The sequence below is a fragment of the Candidatus Ozemobacteraceae bacterium genome (assembly GCA_035373905.1).
GTDB lineage: Bacteria > Muiribacteriota > Ozemobacteria > Ozemobacterales > Ozemobacteraceae > MWAR01.
In genome coordinates this window covers 79,578-96,235 of record DAOSOK010000004.1, presented here as the reverse complement: position 1 = coordinate 96,235, position 16,658 = coordinate 79,578, and the positions used below count along the sequence as shown (strand labels likewise).

The following is a 16,658-nucleotide window of genomic DNA, read 5'->3' as shown; positions in this document are numbered from 1 at the left end:
CACGAATGCTCTCGCCCTTCGACAAGCTCAGGGCGAACGGATGTATCATGTCGGTCCGGACGCACTCATTTCACTCATGATACCCGTCGTCTAACATATGAGACGAGCAGTAATACGTTCTGGGCGTTCAGTCCCCGATCCCGTTCGTGGTGAGCCCGTCGAACCACGAACGGAATCTCGCCCCCTTCGGCAGGCTCAGGGCGAACGGAAGTGCCCGGCCCGTTACGGCATGCTGGCGACGGGGAAAAAGCCTTCGGCGGTCTCGGCGTTTCCCGTCTTCGTCGTCGAAGGATGGATGGGCAGGGACCGTTCGATCACGATGGGAGGCGACCCCGGCATGCTGATGCCCATTTTGACGGACTTGTTCTTCTTCGCGCCGCTGTTCAGTTCGAGCGTCTCGCATTTCATCGGCGCGCCGGTCCAGAACCGGAATACCTCGGTCCCGGCTTTCGACCCGCGCTCGACCTCGCTTCGGGACGGATATGTATCATACGTTATCGTTCCCTCGGGCCGGACGACGATCAGCGACATTTCGCCGCCGAGGTGAAAGTCTGTGCGCCAGTCGAGACAACCGGCGAGGTCTTTCTCGAGCCGGTTTCCGAGCGCCAGGAAGACGGTCTGGACGTGCGCTTGCTGCGATCCCGTATGGCTCTGGCGGCCGAGTTTCGAGAAGATTCCCATGACGAGGGTCAGCAGGATCGCCGCTCCGAAGATGTAGGCCAGGAGTTCGGTCATGGTGAAGCCGCCCCTGGAACGGGGTTCAGTTCGGCGGCGCATAGGCGAACCCCTTGATGCTCATCTTGCGTTTCGGCGCATTGGCGGGAGCCCCGGGCATGCGAAACTGCGTCTCGACGTCGATGAGCCTGTAACGCGGGTCGGCCCCGGCGCTCACGTTGACCGACATGTGATACGTCACGCTGCCGACCGTCCGGTCGCCGTCCCAGCGCTGGAACACCCTCGTGAACGTCGCGTTCGTGGCGTTCGCAATCTCATCGAACCTCATCGCCTGGAAGTCGGCGAGGCAGGAGAGGAGCTGCGAGTTCGCCACGACGGCGTCGCGCGCCGCGATCGAGACGCGTCGCGTGCTGACGAAGTGCCTGACGAGGGGCAGCAGCAGCACCGCCAGCACGATCATCGCGACGACGAGCTCCACGAGCGTGAAGCCGCGGCCGCGGATGCCCCGGCCGTTTCGTCCCCTTCGGCAATAGCTGTCTTCGAATATTATATATTTCACGTTATACACACTACAGTTTAACGATGTCGACGCGTCTGTTCAGGGCCTGCTGGGCCTCGGAGTCGCCGGCCTCGCCGCGCTGTCCCTTTCCCACGTAATCGATCCGGGTCGATTCGATGCCTCGCTCGACGAGCCACCGCTTGACGGCATACGCCCGCTGCACGGACAGTTCGAAATTGTAATCGACCGGACCCCGGTAGTCCGTATACCCTTCAACCCGGATTCTCTGCTCCGGGTTGTTTTTCAGCATGCAGCGAATCGCGTTGAGCGCCGGAACGGATTCGGCCTTGATCGTCGCCTGATCGAAATCGAACAGGATGTCGACGGACACCTTTCCCGCCGCGTCGAGCTTCTGCGCGAACGCTTCTCCGGAGACCCCGTCGATGCTGACGTCGAACCCGTCCTCCTTGTATTCCGACACCGACTGGGATTTGAGGGGAACCGGCATTTCAGCGGGTTTCGGAGGGAGGGCGCCGGTCGGTCGTTTCACGGGGGCGCCGACGATCGCCGTCACGGCAGTGTCCCCCGGATACGGCATGGGGCTCGTGGCGATCCCGGAGCGGGCCGGCACCACCTGCATCTCGACCTCGTTTCCCTGCTGGCCGAACACAACCCCATATCGGTGGGGCTGGGCGCCGGCAGAGGCGGCAACGATCATGAACACGGCCGTGCCGAGCGAGACGAACGCCGTCCGGCACCACACGTCATCAGCCATCTTCCGCATCCTTTCCCTCCCGTATGCCACCCGGCGACGGATCCGCCGTTCCGCGCCTGAGGACTCATTCGGACAGTTTCACGATATCGACGCGCCGGTTCAGCTTCTGCTGCGCCTCGGAATCGCCCTCTGCGCCTCGCATCCCTTTTCCGACGCAGGATATTCTGAGCGAGGAGATTCCGTTGTCGACAAGCCATTTTTTCACGGCATAGGCACGGGCTTCCGATGTGGCCTGGCCAAAGTCGGGCGCCTTGCCCAGCGCATGCCATTCCATGGTGCCCGTATAATCGACATATCCCTCGATGAGAATCTTGAGGGTCGCCCGGCATTTCATCATCTTCAGGATGCTGTTGAGGGTTTTCATCGTCTTCGCATCCGACAGGTCGACCTCATGGGAATCGTTGTTGAACAGGATCGCGAGTGAAAGTTTGCCGGAGGCGTCCAGGTCATTCGCGACGGCCTCGCCCGCCACATCATCGACGCTGACGTCGAATCCGTCCTCCTTGTAGTCCGCAACCGACTCGGATTTCAATTCGACGGGAGTTGCCGGAGCGCTCGTGGAAAGGGGCGCCGTCGGCCGTTTCGAAGGGGCAGCGACGATGCCCTGCACCGACGGGTCGGCCGGGGCCGGCATCGCGTTCGAGGCGACCCCCAGGCGGGCGGGAACGACCTGCATCTCGACTTCGTTCCCTTCCTGTCCGAAGGTGACGCCATACCGCGGCTTCGGCTCTGCGGCGACCGCCAGCGCGGCGCCAGCCAGCCAGAACGCCAGGGCAAGGGCACACGCGCCTCGGAACACGACATTGTCGAAAGACCGATTCACGGCAACGACCTCCTTGTTGGATGGTTCACGGGCCAATCTCGCTTTCACGCACGGTCAGGGAGCCAATTCCCGGACACGGAAGAGCACCTTCGCATTTTCGCGCAACGGCTTCCCGAACGTGTACACTTTCGTCTTGCCGCTCATGAGTCGCTCGATGCCGTTGTCTCGCAGGGTGTACGTCACCTGCTGGAGGCCGCCGGACGTCATGACTTCCATGATGCAGCCGTCCGTTGTCGGCTCGATCCTGCGGGCCATTCTGGTGTCGCTGTAGAACACGTCCATGAACGATGCCGCCGCCATGTAATACGCGGCGACATCCTGGTCGCTCGCCGAGAGACGCCCCTGCTGGCGCCAGACGTAGAAATACGCCCCGGCGACCAACGTCAGAACCAGCACCACGACCACGAGTTCGATCATCGTGAAACCACGCCCCCCCTTCGGGATCGGCGTGCGGATGTCTGGAATGCGGTTACTTGCCGGGTTCGACGACATATTCCTCCTCTTCGGACACCCTGTACCGATAGGGGGAGCCGACCGACATGGCCGAGGAAACGGCGTACGGATCGAACCTGGAGTCCCAGTTGATCTGCTTCTTCTGAGAGTTGACCATATTGGTCAGATCGATCTCTCCCGCCGCGACGCCGCCTCTGATCGTGAAGGCGTTACGGGGCGTGAATTTTCCGCGCAGGCAGATCAACTGCGCTTCGACCGGCTCGGATGTATCTATCGTTATATTTTCAGTGCTGACCAGCGTCAGGGGCTCTGCGGACCGGATGCCGGCCCGAATGTCGATGTTTCCGCCGACGACGAGCACGCCGCCTGCCGTCACGTTCCACTTCCTGTCGATGAGCAGGTCTTCAGGCCCGAGATACACGACCCCGGCCACCGCAATGTTGCCGGACTGGTCGAGATGCCTGTCGAGATACGCCTTCGGCGCGGCATACATGGCGGTGATCTTCGGTCCGAATTCCCGTATCCCCTCGATCTCGCCCAGCCCCCCTTCGAACAGGGGTTTTCCGGAAGCGCCGAAGATGCCTTCCGCCTTTCGAAGCCCTTCCGACCCTCCCGCCCAGAGGTCGAGGCCGGTGACGACGTCGGGTGGCGGGTCGGTGTATGCCTTCGACACGGGGTTTTGCACCGTCCCGGTTTCCCGTTCGGCGACAGCCAGATAGTTCAGCCCCTCGATGAACGGCTCCGACACCAGCGTCGTCTGGGAACTCCGCCACTTGTTCCAGCCGGCGGCGAGACCCGGCGCGTCGGCGATCATGTTCCATAATTGTGCGTATAGAACAAAATCGTCGGCGTAGTCCCGCGGCGAGGTCGGGGGGTGAAGGAAGGCCTGCTTGAAGCTCGACTCGTCGGGGAAACCGGGAACGCCGACTTCCTTGAACGTCTTGTCCACTCCGGAAATGTTGATCTTGCAATCCACCGACCGCACCCGAAGATACCGCCTGAGAACGGGCCCGAACAGCAGGGTCGGCGACAGGTCGCCGTTCGTACCGAACGGCCGGATGATGCTGGCCTTGGGCAGGGACGGGAACAGATGCCGAACGCTCAGGAAGTCGGATGCGACGACGACGGAGCCGCCCTTGCTGATCGTGTAATCGCGTTTCAGGCCCTGGAACTTCTCGTTGACCTGCGTCACCGTCGTCCCGCCGGCCTGCGGGGGGGTGTTGACCGCCGTCAGCAGAGCATCGTTGCTGTAGGCCCCGAACCGGAGCATCGACCGGTCGTCGTAATCGGTGTCATTGGCGGAACCTGCGAGGTTCAGCGTCCAAGGAGCGGTGTCGGAATTGAGGAACACCCACCCGGATGATTTGGACAGTTCGTTGAGGTCCGGAAGAGCACCAAGGTCGAGAGCCGGAGTCACCACGTTGAATCCGTTGCCGGCGCCGCGATTGTTCAGCACCAGCGGGGTGCCGTTCGTGAAGCCGGCGCCGTTCGTCGTGCGTTCGAGGGCGTTCACCAGATCGTCGGAAGCGGGCTTCTTCCGGATGAAGCAGGTGAACTTCCCGATCACCGGATGCACCGCGAGATACACCTTGACCCCGCGGCTCATGCGGACCTTCCGGCGGGCGTTTCCCACCTCGGCGACGGCCTCCACGTCGATGCGGCCCATCTTCTCGACCGGATCGTTCTTGAAGCCCGGCGCTCCCGCGACGAGCGGCTGCCACCGGGAAAGCCGCACCCGAAGCGACAGATCGCCGCCCAGTTTGTTGATATACTGCTTCAACTCGTCGCACGGCTCGACGTCGCCCTCGTAGTCGGTTCCGCCATCGCTGAACATGGCGTCGTAGAAAGCGCGACGGACGAACGGCGGCGACTCGGTGTACGATCCGCTGGCAAGGGCGGCGATCGCCCACCCCGCCCCCGCTTCGGCAAGCCCGAGCGCCCGACTGGCGTCGATAAAATATGCGGCACTATGCACCTGGCCTCTCGTCATGTAGCTGAGGGCGCCGAACATCAGGGCTAGTACGAGCGCGATGAGAACGATGGCCGGCAGGAGAAAGCCGCGACGCGCGGCGAGGGCCGCCGGTCGCTGCGTATTCCACGTGGGGCCGGTCATCGGTTCTGGCATCGAATCTCCGTCAAATTTGCGAGGGACCGGCAGAAGAAGAGCCGGTCCCCCCTCATGATACCACGGCGATACCGGGAATGTATCACGCCTGCGCCGCAGTGATTCATCCGCGGAGGCGCAGAAACGCAGAGACAACCCAAAGACGAGACAGAATCAAGAAAAGATATCTCGGCGTTCCCGCGACGAAGTCTTCTTTTGTCAGTTGCCGCCGAAGCCGTCGCCGCCGTCGCCGGTCATCGTGTCGGGCTGCTGGAAGACGGATTCGGGCTTGTTTTCGAAGGGGCTCTTCGGCTCCGTCGTCTGCTTGCCGGTTTCGGGCTTCGGCTTGTCGGCAGGCTTATCGGCAGGCTTGTCAGGCTGAGGCTGTGTGTCGGGTTCGACGACAGGCGTTGCTTCTTCCTTCGCGGGAATGACCTTGTCGATCTTTCCGGCGGCCAGGGCGAGCGTCTGGCCCACCCGCCACTCGAACTCGGCCATGCCCTGCTGCTCGGGCTGGACGGCGACCTGGCCTTCGACCAGGGTGACGGAGCCGATGCCGTCATTCAGGTTGAAACCGATCGTCGTTCCCCGGACGCCGAGCACCGCGCCCGGAACGCGCACCGAGAAGCCTTTCCTGCCGCGTTTGAAAGCGGCGGTGAACGCGGCATTCTTCGTCTCGAACCCGTCGGAACGGCTCTGGATGACGCCTTTGCCCGTCACGTCGATCGTGCCGCCGCCGTCGTAGGCAAGCCGAACGGCGGACGAAGCGTCGGTGAGTTCGACGATGCCGCCGGAGGGAACGATCGTCGCCTCGGCGGTGATCTGCCGTTTCGAACCGTCGGGCAGACCGATCGCCCCGCCCTGGCCGGAAACGGCTGCCCAAGCCACGGCGACCGGAGCCGGCACGGGCGCGGAAGCGAGAGCCTGCGACGCGGCAGGGGCGGCGACGCCCGCCTGCGGGGTTGAAGCCGGCGGAGCCTCCTTGCCACATCCCGGCATGAATACCACGGACAGGGTCAACGCAAGACAAACGATCGCAGTCGAGAGTTGAAACTTCCGCCACGACCGTATTCCCGACATCCCTCTCAATTCGATCATGTTTTCATCCATCCTTTCATCGTTTTCAAGGCCCATGAATTTCCAGACGCTGCCCGGTATTGGTTCCTGCATACCAGTACAATAGCCAATGTGTCGTTCCCGTTCGTGCCGAGCCTGTCGAAGCACGAGAGGCTCTCGCCCTTCGACAGGCTCAGGGCGAACGGAGGGTTTCCCCTTTGCGGGATTCACAAAGACCTGCTTCTGGCGATCTTCCCAGATATTACCTCGAGAGTTTCATAAAGTTTTCACAATCGCACGAATCGTTGAGCGCCAGCCATCACGCCGATCGTCCGGAGATGCGGTCGGCGACGAGCGACGCGTGGGTCCAGGGGAGGGCGTGGCCACCGCCGTCGACGACCGTGGAAAGAACGCCCGGAATCGCCTTTCTGATCGCTTCGGCGCTGGCGGTTCCCGAAACGGCATCTTCCGCGCCGGTGATCATCAGCACGGGGCAGGTGAGCGTCGCCGTGCCTTCCAGAACCTTTTTGTATGTATCGAGAAACAGATTTTTATCCCTGAGCGTCGCCTCGAGCGAAGCGAACGTGGAGAATCTGCCGGCAAGCTCGTCCACGAGAGCCGGATCGGCGGCAGCCGGTTTGAACGTCGTTTCGAGGTGCCGGCGGATTTTCCCTCCGCCAAGCATGGGAAGGAGCAACCCGAGGACCGCTCTCAGCAGAGGGATGTCAAGCAGTCCCGGGAGGCCGGACGGCTGCTCGTTCTCGTCGCGCGGCATCAGATAGGGTGCGACAAGACAAACCCCGGAAACGAGGTCCCGATGCCGCTGCGCGAGATCGAGTGCAACGTGCGCCCCCATCGAGTACCCCGCGACGATCGCCTTGCCGCCCGCGTTCGAACGGAGAAGCGCCGCACAGGCGTCGGCTGCCTGGCCAGGCTCGGCGGGCAGGGGGCTGCTCAGGCCGTGCCCCGGCCGGTCGACGGCCAGGCACCGGAACCCGCGCTCGGCGAGAAGTTTCGCCGGCCCGGCCCAGTCGTCCCGGTCGCCGGGATTCCCGTGAAGCATCAGTACCGGCGTGCCTTTTCCGCATTCGCCGAACGCGAGAACCTCCCGCCCCGGAAGCCTGATGCTTCCCTCGCTGAAAACACCCATGTTGCCCTCCCCTTCCGTCAGAGGCTCAATCCCTTCCGTCGAAGCATGCCGATCTGCGCCGGCGTTGGATTCCGCCTGTAATCGACGGCGTCGGTGCGGTTGGGTATGCCGACCCACCGTCCTTCGCGCCGGATCCTGCCGAGCACGTCGAGCAGCGCCTGCGCCTCGACCCGGCTCGAGGCCTGGGGAATGTCGAGGTAGCAGCGCAACCCCTTCACATCGACCTCGCGCCGGACGAGGATGTCGCCGTCGTCGATTTTCGCGTTCATCCAGTGGATGGTGAAGCCGACGGGGCGTCCCTCGGCCCAGGCCCACAGATCGCACATCGTCCCGCGGTTTTCGGGAAGTATACCGTGATGTATATTTATGCACCCGATCGTCGGCAGGCCAAGAACGATATCTTTATATATATTTCTAGTACGCATGTTCACGATCAGGTCTGGCCGGCGACCGCGAAGCCACTCCACCGCTTCGGGCCGGTTCACGCTGTCGCACCGGAAAACGGGAACGCCCGCCCGTTCGGCGGCCTCGGGGCGGGGGTCCCGCAGGGAGGCCCGCATCAGGTTGCGGGCGAGCGTGAAGGCGAACTGCGGCGCCCCGACGAGCGGCAGCCCGAGGATGTTCTTCAGGAGCACGGCCCTGCTGACGTGCAGCAGCACCAGGCCGACCGGCTCGACGCCTTCGGGCAGAGCGTTCCTGTCGCAGACGCGCCGGACGAGGGAATGGTAGTTGTCCCGGACGTAGGTGACATCCGAGGTGACGAACACCACCCGCATGGGCTCAGCCATGGCCGCCGCTCCGCCCGTACCGGGCATGGGCGCCGGCGAACTCGTCGGCGGCCATCGCCGCGATCAGCGAGATCTCGCCGGCCAGCACCGCGGCCGCCACGATCTCGGCGAGCTTGCGCGCGCGGCGCGGGCCGTCGCATTCGAGGATCTGCAGGCAGGCCTGCTGGGTCGGAAGCCGCGTGCCGCCGCCGACGGTGCCGACCATCAGGCCCGGCAGCGTGACCGAGACGGCAAGCCGGTCGCGGCGCAGTTCGAGGCTCGTGACGCCTGTCGCCGACTCGGCCACGCAGGCGGGGTCCTGGCCGGCCGCGATGAACATAGCGGCCAGGATGTTCGCGTAGTGCGCCTGGGAGCCGAACGCGTGGGCGTGCAGCGAGGTCATCATCGAGAGCTGGCCCAGCCGCACCATGCGATCGGCCGAGGTATGGAGATGCTTCTCGACGATCGCCAGGGGAATCTCGGCCTCGGCGATCACGCGCTTCCCGCGATTGCGCGTGAAGTTGACGCCGTTGATCTTCTTGTCGCCCGACAGATTCGACTCGAGGAACCAGTCGGTCATCGGCCCCCGGTAATGGGCGGCGATCCATTTGATGGCCGCGTGGGTCGCGATCGTGGTCATGTTCTGGCCCGACGCGTCGCCCGTCGAATACACGAACCGAAGGCAGAGGGTCGACCCCATCGGGAACGGCTCGATCGCTTCCAGCCGGCCGTGCCGCGTGGTCGACTCGGCCGCGGCCTTCAGATCGTCGTAATGGTTCTCGATCCACTGGTTGAAGGACATCATGTCGAACAGCGTCTCGAAGACGAAGATCGGCGCCCGGACGAGGCTGTCGGCGATGACCTTGACGCGCGCGCCGCCCGAGAGGGTGATGACCTGCGCCCCGCGCGCGACGGACGAGACGAGCGCGCCCTCGGTCGTCGCCAGCGGGATGTAGAAATCGCCGCGGGCGTGATCGCCCGCCACTTTGAGGGGGCCGATCAGCCCCAGCGGAATCTCGCCGAAGCCGATGAAGCCCTCGACGTTACCGCTCAGGAAGCGCGCGTCCTCGGGGCGCGGAATGCACTTCACGTTCGCCCCCGTGCGCTTCTGCAGGAACCGCTGGCGCGCCTTCACGGCGTCGGGGCTGTAATCGAGAAGCGGCGGCAGACGTCCTTCGAGCTCGGCCTCGTCGAACACCGCTTCTCCGGCCGCGACGCCGCCGCCGGCGATCAGCAGGTCGAACAGTCCGCCGAAATCCTGCACCGTCTCGATCTGGAGCTCGCGCATCGGGATCCGGAACTCTTCGCAGAGTTGCGAAACGAGCGCCACCATGCCGAGCGAATCGAGCTGCAGGAACTCCGCAAACCGCTTCCCGCGTGTGATGGCCTCGGGTGCGACGTTGAGAAACCGACCCGTGATTTTCCGGAAAATCTCGAACTGCCGGTCAGCTTCGACGCCGCACGAAACGGGCGCCTTCTTCCGAGGCTGCTCCGCTGCGGCAGGAGCCGCGCCGCCCCCCAGGGTTTCGAGAAGCCGGTTCCGCTGCACCTTCTGGCTCGCGGAGCGGGGCAGCGGCGCGGAAACGACGTGAATCCTGCGGAACCGCTCCCATTCCGGCCAGTCGGCGGTGATGCGTCGGATCTCCTCTTCGATGAAGGCGGCGGCTTCAGCCGGCGGTTTCGTCTGCAGGATCGCCTTCGACGGCTTGACGACCAGCGCCGGATACTCGCTTCCGTTTTCGGAAAAGCCCAGCGCGGCGTATTCCTCGGCGAAGGGCAGCGCCCCGAGCCGCATTTCGAGTTCGTCGGGGTAGACGTTCACGCCGCCGGGCGGGATGATGACGTCCTTTTCCCTGCCGCGCACGTATATATAGCCATCGCTATCTATCTCACACAGGTCGCCGGTCCGCAGAAACGCTCCCGAAAACAGCGCGTTCGTGTCCTCGGCGCTGCCGAAGATGCCGCTGCACAGGGTCGGCGAGGAAACCAGCAGCTCGCCGACGCCGTTCTTCGCATTCTCGAGCTTGAACTCGACGCCCTCGGGCGCCCTTCCGACGGAACTGACCGGACCATCCATCGACGCGACGATGCCGCCCGACGTCTCGGTCATGCCGTAGCCCTGGAACGCCCTGACGCCGCACGCCCGGAGCGCTTCGATGACCTTCGGCGCGACCGAGGCGCCGCCGATGATCATCGTCATGCTCGGGATCGGCATGGGCTGGGCCATCTGCCGGAGCGCCATCACGAAGATTTCAGCGAGACGCGGAACGACGAGCAGGAAACTGACGCGGAACCGCACGATCGCCTGCAGGATCTCGATCGGATTGTAGGAAGCCGTCATGACGATCTTCGACCCGACCATCAGCGGGCAGAGGCCGGTGTTCACGAGGCCGTACACGTGCGTGAACGGAAGAAGAGCCAGCATCACGTCGGTCTGCCGATAATTTCCGAGAGACAGACCCATCGCTGCGGCCGCGACGAGAGCACGATGGCTCAGGATCGTTCCCTTCGGACGGCCGGTTGTTCCCGACGTGTAGATGATCGCGGCGGTGTCTTCAGGCTCGATCGTCGCCGGAGCGAGGCGTGCCGTTTCCTTTTCGCCATGAACCCGCACCAGGTCGAAGTGGAAATTGACGACACCACATGTTGCACCGAGCTGATCGACCAGGGCGGCCGTCTTGTCCTGGAACTTTTTCGACGTGATGATGACCCGGGGGTTGCAGTTCTCGATGATGCCGAGCAGGCGCTTGTCCGCGAGCATCCCGTCGACCGGCACGGCGACGGCGCCGTATCCCGTGATGCCGAGGAACACCGGCAGCCACTTGTAGTGATTCTCGCCGACGAGGAGAATGCGCTCGCCCTTTCTGACGCCGCTCTCGCCGAGAATGCGGCCCACCTCGCCCACGATCTCGACGAGCTCCCCGTAGGTCATGTCGACCCAACGGCCCTCGCCGACATCGCAGGAAACGGCAATGCGGCCGGCATCGAACGGCAGTTGTTCAATCCTCAGGATCTTCTCGAAAAGCAAGGGGGACCTCCTGGCGGGAATCGCTGGTCAAAACGGTATGCATCCAAGTCTACGCGAACGAAGATGCCCCGGCAACAGGAATCAACGAGCATTCCGAGGCCAGAACGAAACTGCGGAGGTTCGATATTCATTTGATTTCTGCATTGCAAAAGCCAGCTCCGCGTTGCCGCCCGTTCGGAGTCTGTCGAAACACTTGCCTCTCGCCAATCTCAGGGCGAACGGGTACCTTTCATCGTGTCAGGATGCAGATACGTCAGGGACGGGAAGCTGGAAATGCGCACAGGAACTTGTCAGATCAGGGCACATCGTGCGAATCAGAATTCGTAGCCGGCTCTGAGAGCGATGTCCTTTTCGAGATCCGAGTCAGCGCCGCCGGAAATCAGCGCGAACCTGAGTTCGTAAAATCCCCAGTCGACGCGCCGATGGAGCCGGCTTTCCATGTTCTGCACGTTCGTTTTGCCCTGATCGAAACGGGTTTCGGCGAGCGTCAGGCCGATCCGGGTGCGTTTCGTGACGACGCGCTCGACCGTGCCGGAAATCGTGCGGCTCACCGAAGCCACCCCCGACTCGACCGTGTAACCAAGCCCCGCGGTGCTTTCGCCGAGTCGCGTGTTTCCCCAGGTGACGTTCCCCTCGTAAAACGTGCTGTCCGGAATTTTCTCCTTCTCGAAGAAGAATCGACCTCCAACCGAGCTTTCGAAATACATCTGGCCCGATTCGAACCCGGCGGTCGCACGGCCGACCCCCGAGTTGGTGGCATCGTTGTAGTTGAGCCGGTAATCGGCGGTCAGATCGACGCACTTCCCGTCGTAATACTGCATGCCCATGCGCCACGTGTCGGTCGCTCCGCTCGAGCGGTATTCCCCGATCAGCCGGAGCGCGTCGATCACGTATCCCAGCTGCGCGGCGCTATACCGGTCGTGCCATTCCTGTTCCGAGAGGATCGCGAACGTCGTCTGCTCGTTGAACCGGTAGTTGAGGCGGCCTTCGAAATATCCCGGCTTGTTCGTGTCGTCCTTGAGATCGTGCGTCGCGAGCCGGCCGGCTTCGAGGGTCGTACTCAGCCGCCTGCCCCACGGATACGTCCAGGAGCCGCCGTCGACCGGCCGGAACAGGGCGTTACCGCTCCAGATGCGCCCCACCTTGAAGCTCATGGGGGAGTTCATGTTTCTGCCGGAAAACGACGCCTGCGTGAGGAAGTCGCGGCCTGTCCTGGTGCCCCACTCATGCTTGAAGATCGCGTGCCGGAACTGGAATTCGCTCGAGAGATACGGCGTGAAATGGCCGTAGGTAATTCGTTGTTCCGACCGTTCGCGCCAGGGTCCGAACGGGGTGGTGACGTTCCGCTCGGTTCGTTCGAGCGAGCAGGGGGGCGCCAGTTGCATCGGCACAGGAAGCCCGAAGAGGGATGTACCGCATGCCAAAATACCGATGAGCAGCGCGATTGCCGCCCACCGGGCGTGGGGTGTTCCGTTTACTCTCCGATGCGACTTCACATGTCTTCTCTTCTCTATCGGCGCAACCGGCTTGAAATCTGAATCTGCCCACTCCTCAGGTACACCGAGTATAATAGTGAAAAAGGGATCAAACGATGAGCAGGTATTACGACAGAATCGATTTGAGCGACATCCGCTGGTTTCTCGCCGGTTGTCTCCTTCTGCTCATTCCGGTGGTGTATATCCTCGTCACCATCGAGAAATCGACGGAAGAGCAGTCGTTCTCGTCGCACACGCTCGAGAGTCGCGCATCGGCCTTCGACATCCTGCAAACCCGGCCTTCGGGCTCGGGCGGCGGCTCGTCGGCCGGTGGCGGAGGGGTCATGGCCCAGATCGAAAGCGGGCAGAGCCATGTCGAAAAAGAACTCGACAAGGCCTGGGAAAAAATCCAGTCCGCCCCGCGCAGTCAAGCGTATCCGCAGGGCATGTCCCCTGAAGGCGTCAGCATGTCGGAGGTCGCCGACAACCCCGACATGATCGAAGGCAACGCCTGCCTCGACCGAGGCGATCTCAAGGCGGCCGAGGTATTCTACAAGAATGCCGTTTCCCAGGCGCGTGACAATGCGTTTCTCGAAGTCGAGGCCTACGGCGGTCTGATGGAGGTTTACAAGCGCGCCGGCAATATCGACGAGTTCGTGAAGGCGTTCAAAAACTACGCCCTCGCGGCGCAGAAGCTCAAGCACGTCTACGGGCCGGTGGCCGACAATATCGCCAGGGCGTCGGAGATGTTCGCCCAGCTCGCGAAGGTCGACCCGGGCCGCCTGCGCGAGGAACTGGTCAAAGGCAATCTCGCAATGGGAACAAACGTCGACGTGACGACATTCATGAAGGCGATCGAAGAGGCCCGCAAGCTCCACCCGACCGACCTTCCGGACAGCGAATCCATCTATCCGAAAAATCCGGGCGGCTGATGGCGACATCACGCTCCAAGGCGAAACAGGGAGAAACGCATATGCGAAACAGGCAAGCATTCGCTCGGCAAGGGAATATCCTTTCCGTCGTCATCGTCTTCCTGTCGCTGATTTTCCTCGTGTCGATGCATCTGGCGAACTCGACCGTCGAACGGGGCAGGCAGACGCGCCGCTCCGTCACGGGAGACCAGGCAGCCTGTCTCGCGGAGGCCGGGCTCAACCGCGCCGTCCACATGCTCAGCAAGTCGATGAACAATCCCGACATGTTCAAGTCCGACGCGAAGATCCAGAACTTCGCGATCCTGCTGCGCTACCCGCTCAAGGCCGCCGCGAACAATCCCTACACCTTCGGCGGAGACCTCGGAACCGACGAACTACTCGATGTGAAGGGGTTCGACAACACGCCGTTCAAGAACAAGATCGAGCTCAAGACCGCCGACCTGCGCCTCAAGCCGCAGGGAGAAGACACGATGGACAAGCTCGTCGACTACATGGGCGACGGCAGGGCGAAGGACTTCGAGGTCACGGTCACCGTCGAGATCGACAAAGCGTTCCGCATCGCCCCGAAGAAGCCCGCCGAGGGAGAATATAAAGTTCCTGGTATAGATATCGAGTTTTCGACGCGTCAGGACATCCTCGACTTCCTCGAAAACAAGGGCAGAATGGCATTCCTGCTGTATTTTCCTGACTGGCTGAAGCTGTTCAACTTCGCCATTCCCATCAAGGTGTGGATCCCCCTGATCAACAAGGAGATCACGCTCGCGACGATCGACCCGACGCCGGTGATCGACCTCGCGGTCAAGCCCCTCACCAAGGGCAGCGAGTTCGCGTCGAACTGCAACCGCCCCGACGGCCTCGGCGTCAATGATTATTTCACGCTCGACGTGATCGCGCGCATGATCGCCCAGGCGTTCGGCAAGCCGAACATCTACCCCTTCAAGTGGCTGTATGACGAGAACTTCTTTCCCAAGATCGCGGATCTCTGGCCCGCTGGAATAGGCGAGATCCCGACCGGGTTCGAGTATCACGTCGAGAAATACGGCGAAATCAAGCTGCTGTCGGTCGCTCGCATCAATTTCAAGGACGGCACCTTCTCGGAACGCCGCATCGAGGCGACGAAGGAATTCAAAGTATCCGATATCCAGCCGATGGCGCCCTTGTACAGCTTCTTCGCGGCGAACCTCAGCAACGACAAGATGAATTTCAACGACTACGGCGGCAGCTTCTACGTCAACAACAGCGGCGGCCGGATCCAGGACAAGGAAACCCGCGAGAAGAACAAGGAAGTCGGCGGCCAGATCCGCATCAACTACATGCCCGACGATTACAAGAGCGACGAGGAGCCCGGCACGCCCCTGCTGGTCAACTGCTCCATGATGGGCGACTGGAAGGGGCCGCAGTTCGCCCAGAACGCGGTCGGGAACACCTTTTTGAATCTCTCCGGCGGCATCGACGGCCTGATGATGCTCGGCCGGGACAAGGACATGGTCGTGTCCAAGGCGGACTATAACGTCGATTTGACCTTCTACACGAAATCGAAAAAGCTCGACGCCGAAAAATACGGTATTCCGAGCATCAAGAGCCTGAAATTCGAGAAGCTGAACCGCGGCTTCGCCTTTTCATCGGATATCTCCGGGAAAGCGAAATTCCTCAACAAGGATCCGGTATACAAGGAGAACCGCGAAAAATGGCGTTCCAGCATCAAGCGGGTGAACGCAGGCAAATGGTGGGCCCCCGAACCGCCGGCGGAATCTCCCGACAAAGACAAGCCGGACGGGATCAACTTCATTCCCGACATATCAAAGGTCAGCAGCACCATCATTCATTTTGGCATATCCCTCGCCCTCCGGGGGCTCGGCAAGTCCCTCCCGAACGCCACGATCTCGTTCGGCGACCCCATGATGGAGGACGATGCGTTCATCGATTTCGAGCTCCCCTGGATGGGCACGCGCAACAGCATCTATACCCTTCCGACACTGGGATGGGGCCAGAACAAGACCCACTTCTTCGGCACGAACAGCCAGTATCCGACGCTGTCCCGCGACATCGAAGGCATGGTGGCGAAGCGCTACCGCCAGTGGCATGTCACGATCATCGGCCTGTCGCAGGCCGACCGGCTCCCGCTGCTGCCGTTCCCGCCGCCGTGGTGTTTCGTCCCGCCGGTTCCGATCCCTGTATGGTTCTGCGACGAAGTCATCAATAAATATGACTATAATTTGTGGTTCCTCAAGCCGTTCGACGTCGAGACGAACGCCGCCGACACGGCTCTGACGGCGTATGACCCGGCCAAGATGATCAACTGTCCCGCCAATTTCTACGCGATCGAGCAGTTCGCGAAGAAGGCAACCTACTATTACCCCACCTACGAAGCGTTCCTGAAGGACCTGCCCAACCGCATGGTCGACACCCCCAAGGGCAAGGCGTTCATGCTGAACGGCGTCAACTTCATCGCAGGCTCGCTCGGCTCGGATGAAAAGCCCTTCGCCCCGGCCGAGGGAGACACCTTCAACGTCGTCGGGAAGGGCATGATCGTCTGCTCCGGCAACGCCTATCTCGGCTGCAACGTCGCGTGCATCGACGACGCGGCCGCAGCAGAAAACCCCGACAAGCGAACGGTGTTCAGCCTGATCGTGCGCAACGGCGGCCTGATCGCCACCAAGCCCGGAAATCTGACGTTCGAAGGCTCCCTGTACACCAACGTCGGCCTCTACGTCTCCCCGAGCACGTCGCTGAACATCCAGGGGAACTGGGTGACGAACCGCGTCGACAAGATGCGCATGCAAGGCCACGTGATGATCGACTACATCGCCTCGCGCGTCCGTGCCTCTCTCGGCAGCCTCCATCCGAAAACCGGCAAGTTCGACCCGCGCCGGTATCACCTCGTTCTGTCGCCGAAATGGTCGACCTGGAAGGTGGACTGA

13 protein-coding genes are annotated in these 16,658 nt (G+C 62.4%); 2 read left to right on the top strand and 11 right to left on the bottom strand.

What is annotated here, in order from left to right; all coding sequences use genetic code 11:
• Nucleotides 1–222 precede the first annotated feature (222 nt).
• From PLU72_02875 to PLU72_02825, 11 genes are all read right to left on the bottom strand, one after another.
• Entirely contained in the window at nucleotides 223–777 is a 555-nt protein-coding gene (locus PLU72_02875; GenBank protein ID HOT27105.1) for a hypothetical protein, read from the bottom strand.
• Nucleotides 761–1,234 (bottom strand): prepilin-type N-terminal cleavage/methylation domain-containing protein, encoded by a 474-nt coding sequence (locus PLU72_02870; GenBank protein ID HOT27104.1) that lies wholly within the window; start codon nucleotides 1,232–1,234, stop codon nucleotides 761–763. The genes PLU72_02875 and PLU72_02870 overlap by 17 nt, the downstream gene beginning before the upstream one ends.
• A gap of 10 nt (nucleotides 1,235–1,244) precedes the next feature.
• Nucleotides 1,245–1,949 carry an OmpA family protein gene (locus PLU72_02865; protein HOT27103.1) on the bottom strand — a complete coding sequence of 235 codons (705 nt, stop codon included), beginning with the start codon at nucleotides 1,947–1,949 and terminating at the stop codon, nucleotides 1,245–1,247.
• Between the two features lie 64 nt (nucleotides 1,950–2,013).
• Nucleotides 2,014–2,772, bottom strand: coding sequence for an OmpA family protein (locus tag PLU72_02860; protein ID HOT27102.1), 759 nt, complete (start codon nucleotides 2,770–2,772; stop codon nucleotides 2,014–2,016).
• Nucleotides 2,773–2,826: 54 nt separating this feature from the next.
• Nucleotides 2,827–3,264, bottom strand: a complete 438-nt coding sequence (locus tag PLU72_02855) for a prepilin-type N-terminal cleavage/methylation domain-containing protein (protein ID HOT27101.1) — start codon at nucleotides 3,262–3,264, stop codon at nucleotides 2,827–2,829.
• Nucleotides 3,242–5,350: a hypothetical protein gene (locus PLU72_02850; GenBank protein HOT27100.1), complete on the bottom strand. Its 2,109-nt coding sequence runs from the start codon at nucleotides 5,348–5,350 to the stop codon at nucleotides 3,242–3,244. Before PLU72_02850 ends, PLU72_02855 begins: the two co-directional genes overlap by 23 nt.
• Nucleotides 5,351–5,548: 198 nt before the next feature.
• Complete coding sequence (locus PLU72_02845; protein ID HOT27099.1) at nucleotides 5,549–6,427, bottom strand: hypothetical protein; 879 nt, start codon at nucleotides 6,425–6,427, stop codon at nucleotides 5,549–5,551.
• Between the two features lie 277 nt (nucleotides 6,428–6,704).
• Nucleotides 6,705–7,535 carry an alpha/beta hydrolase gene (locus PLU72_02840; protein HOT27098.1) on the bottom strand — a complete coding sequence of 277 codons (831 nt, stop codon included), beginning with the start codon at nucleotides 7,533–7,535 and terminating at the stop codon, nucleotides 6,705–6,707.
• Between the two features lie 17 nt (nucleotides 7,536–7,552).
• A complete protein-coding gene (locus PLU72_02835) occupies nucleotides 7,553–8,323 on the bottom strand; it encodes a formyltransferase family protein (protein ID HOT27097.1) in 771 nt (256 codons plus the stop codon).
• Nucleotides 8,316–11,330, bottom strand: a complete 3,015-nt coding sequence (locus tag PLU72_02830; GenBank protein ID HOT27096.1) for an AMP-binding protein — start codon at nucleotides 11,328–11,330, stop codon at nucleotides 8,316–8,318. Before PLU72_02830 ends, PLU72_02835 begins: the two co-directional genes overlap by 8 nt.
• A 314-nt stretch (nucleotides 11,331–11,644) precedes the next feature.
• Entirely contained in the window at nucleotides 11,645–12,715 is a 1,071-nt protein-coding gene (locus PLU72_02825) for a hypothetical protein (protein ID HOT27095.1), read from the bottom strand.
• Nucleotides 12,716–12,921: 206 nt separating this feature from the next.
• On the opposite strand from PLU72_02825, the gene PLU72_02820 reads away from it, so the two are divergent.
• Nucleotides 12,922–13,737, top strand: coding sequence for a hypothetical protein (locus tag PLU72_02820; GenBank protein HOT27094.1), 816 nt, complete (start codon nucleotides 12,922–12,924; stop codon nucleotides 13,735–13,737).
• Between the two features lie 41 nt (nucleotides 13,738–13,778).
• Nucleotides 13,779–16,658: a hypothetical protein gene (locus PLU72_02815; GenBank protein HOT27093.1), complete on the top strand. Its 2,880-nt coding sequence runs from the start codon at nucleotides 13,779–13,781 to the stop codon at nucleotides 16,656–16,658.

Excerpts from the sequence above, each read along its gene's own strand:
- PLU72_02875 (HOT27105.1), bottom strand. The coding sequence starts at position 777 with ATGCGCCGCCGAACTGAACCCCGTTCCAGGGGCGGCTTCACCATGACC.
- PLU72_02865 (HOT27103.1), bottom strand. The coding sequence starts at position 1,949 with ATGGCTGATGACGTGTGGTGCCGGACGGCGTTCGTCTCGCTCGGCACG.
- PLU72_02855 (HOT27101.1), bottom strand. The coding sequence starts at position 3,264 with ATGTCGTCGAACCCGGCAAGTAACCGCATTCCAGACATCCGCACGCCG.
- PLU72_02850 (HOT27100.1), bottom strand. The coding sequence starts at position 5,350 with ATGCCAGAACCGATGACCGGCCCCACGTGGAATACGCAGCGACCGGCG.
- PLU72_02845 (HOT27099.1), bottom strand. The coding sequence starts at position 6,427 with ATGATCGAATTGAGAGGGATGTCGGGAATACGGTCGTGGCGGAAGTTT.
- PLU72_02840 (HOT27098.1), bottom strand. The coding sequence starts at position 7,535 with ATGGGTGTTTTCAGCGAGGGAAGCATCAGGCTTCCGGGGCGGGAGGTT.
- PLU72_02835 (HOT27097.1), bottom strand. The coding sequence starts at position 8,323 with ATGGCTGAGCCCATGCGGGTGGTGTTCGTCACCTCGGATGTCACCTAC.
- PLU72_02825 (HOT27095.1), bottom strand. The coding sequence starts at position 12,715 with ATGCAACTGGCGCCCCCCTGCTCGCTCGAACGAACCGAGCGGAACGTC.
- PLU72_02820 (HOT27094.1), top strand. The coding sequence starts at position 12,922 with ATGAGCAGGTATTACGACAGAATCGATTTGAGCGACATCCGCTGGTTT.
- PLU72_02815 (HOT27093.1), top strand. The coding sequence starts at position 13,779 with ATGCGAAACAGGCAAGCATTCGCTCGGCAAGGGAATATCCTTTCCGTC.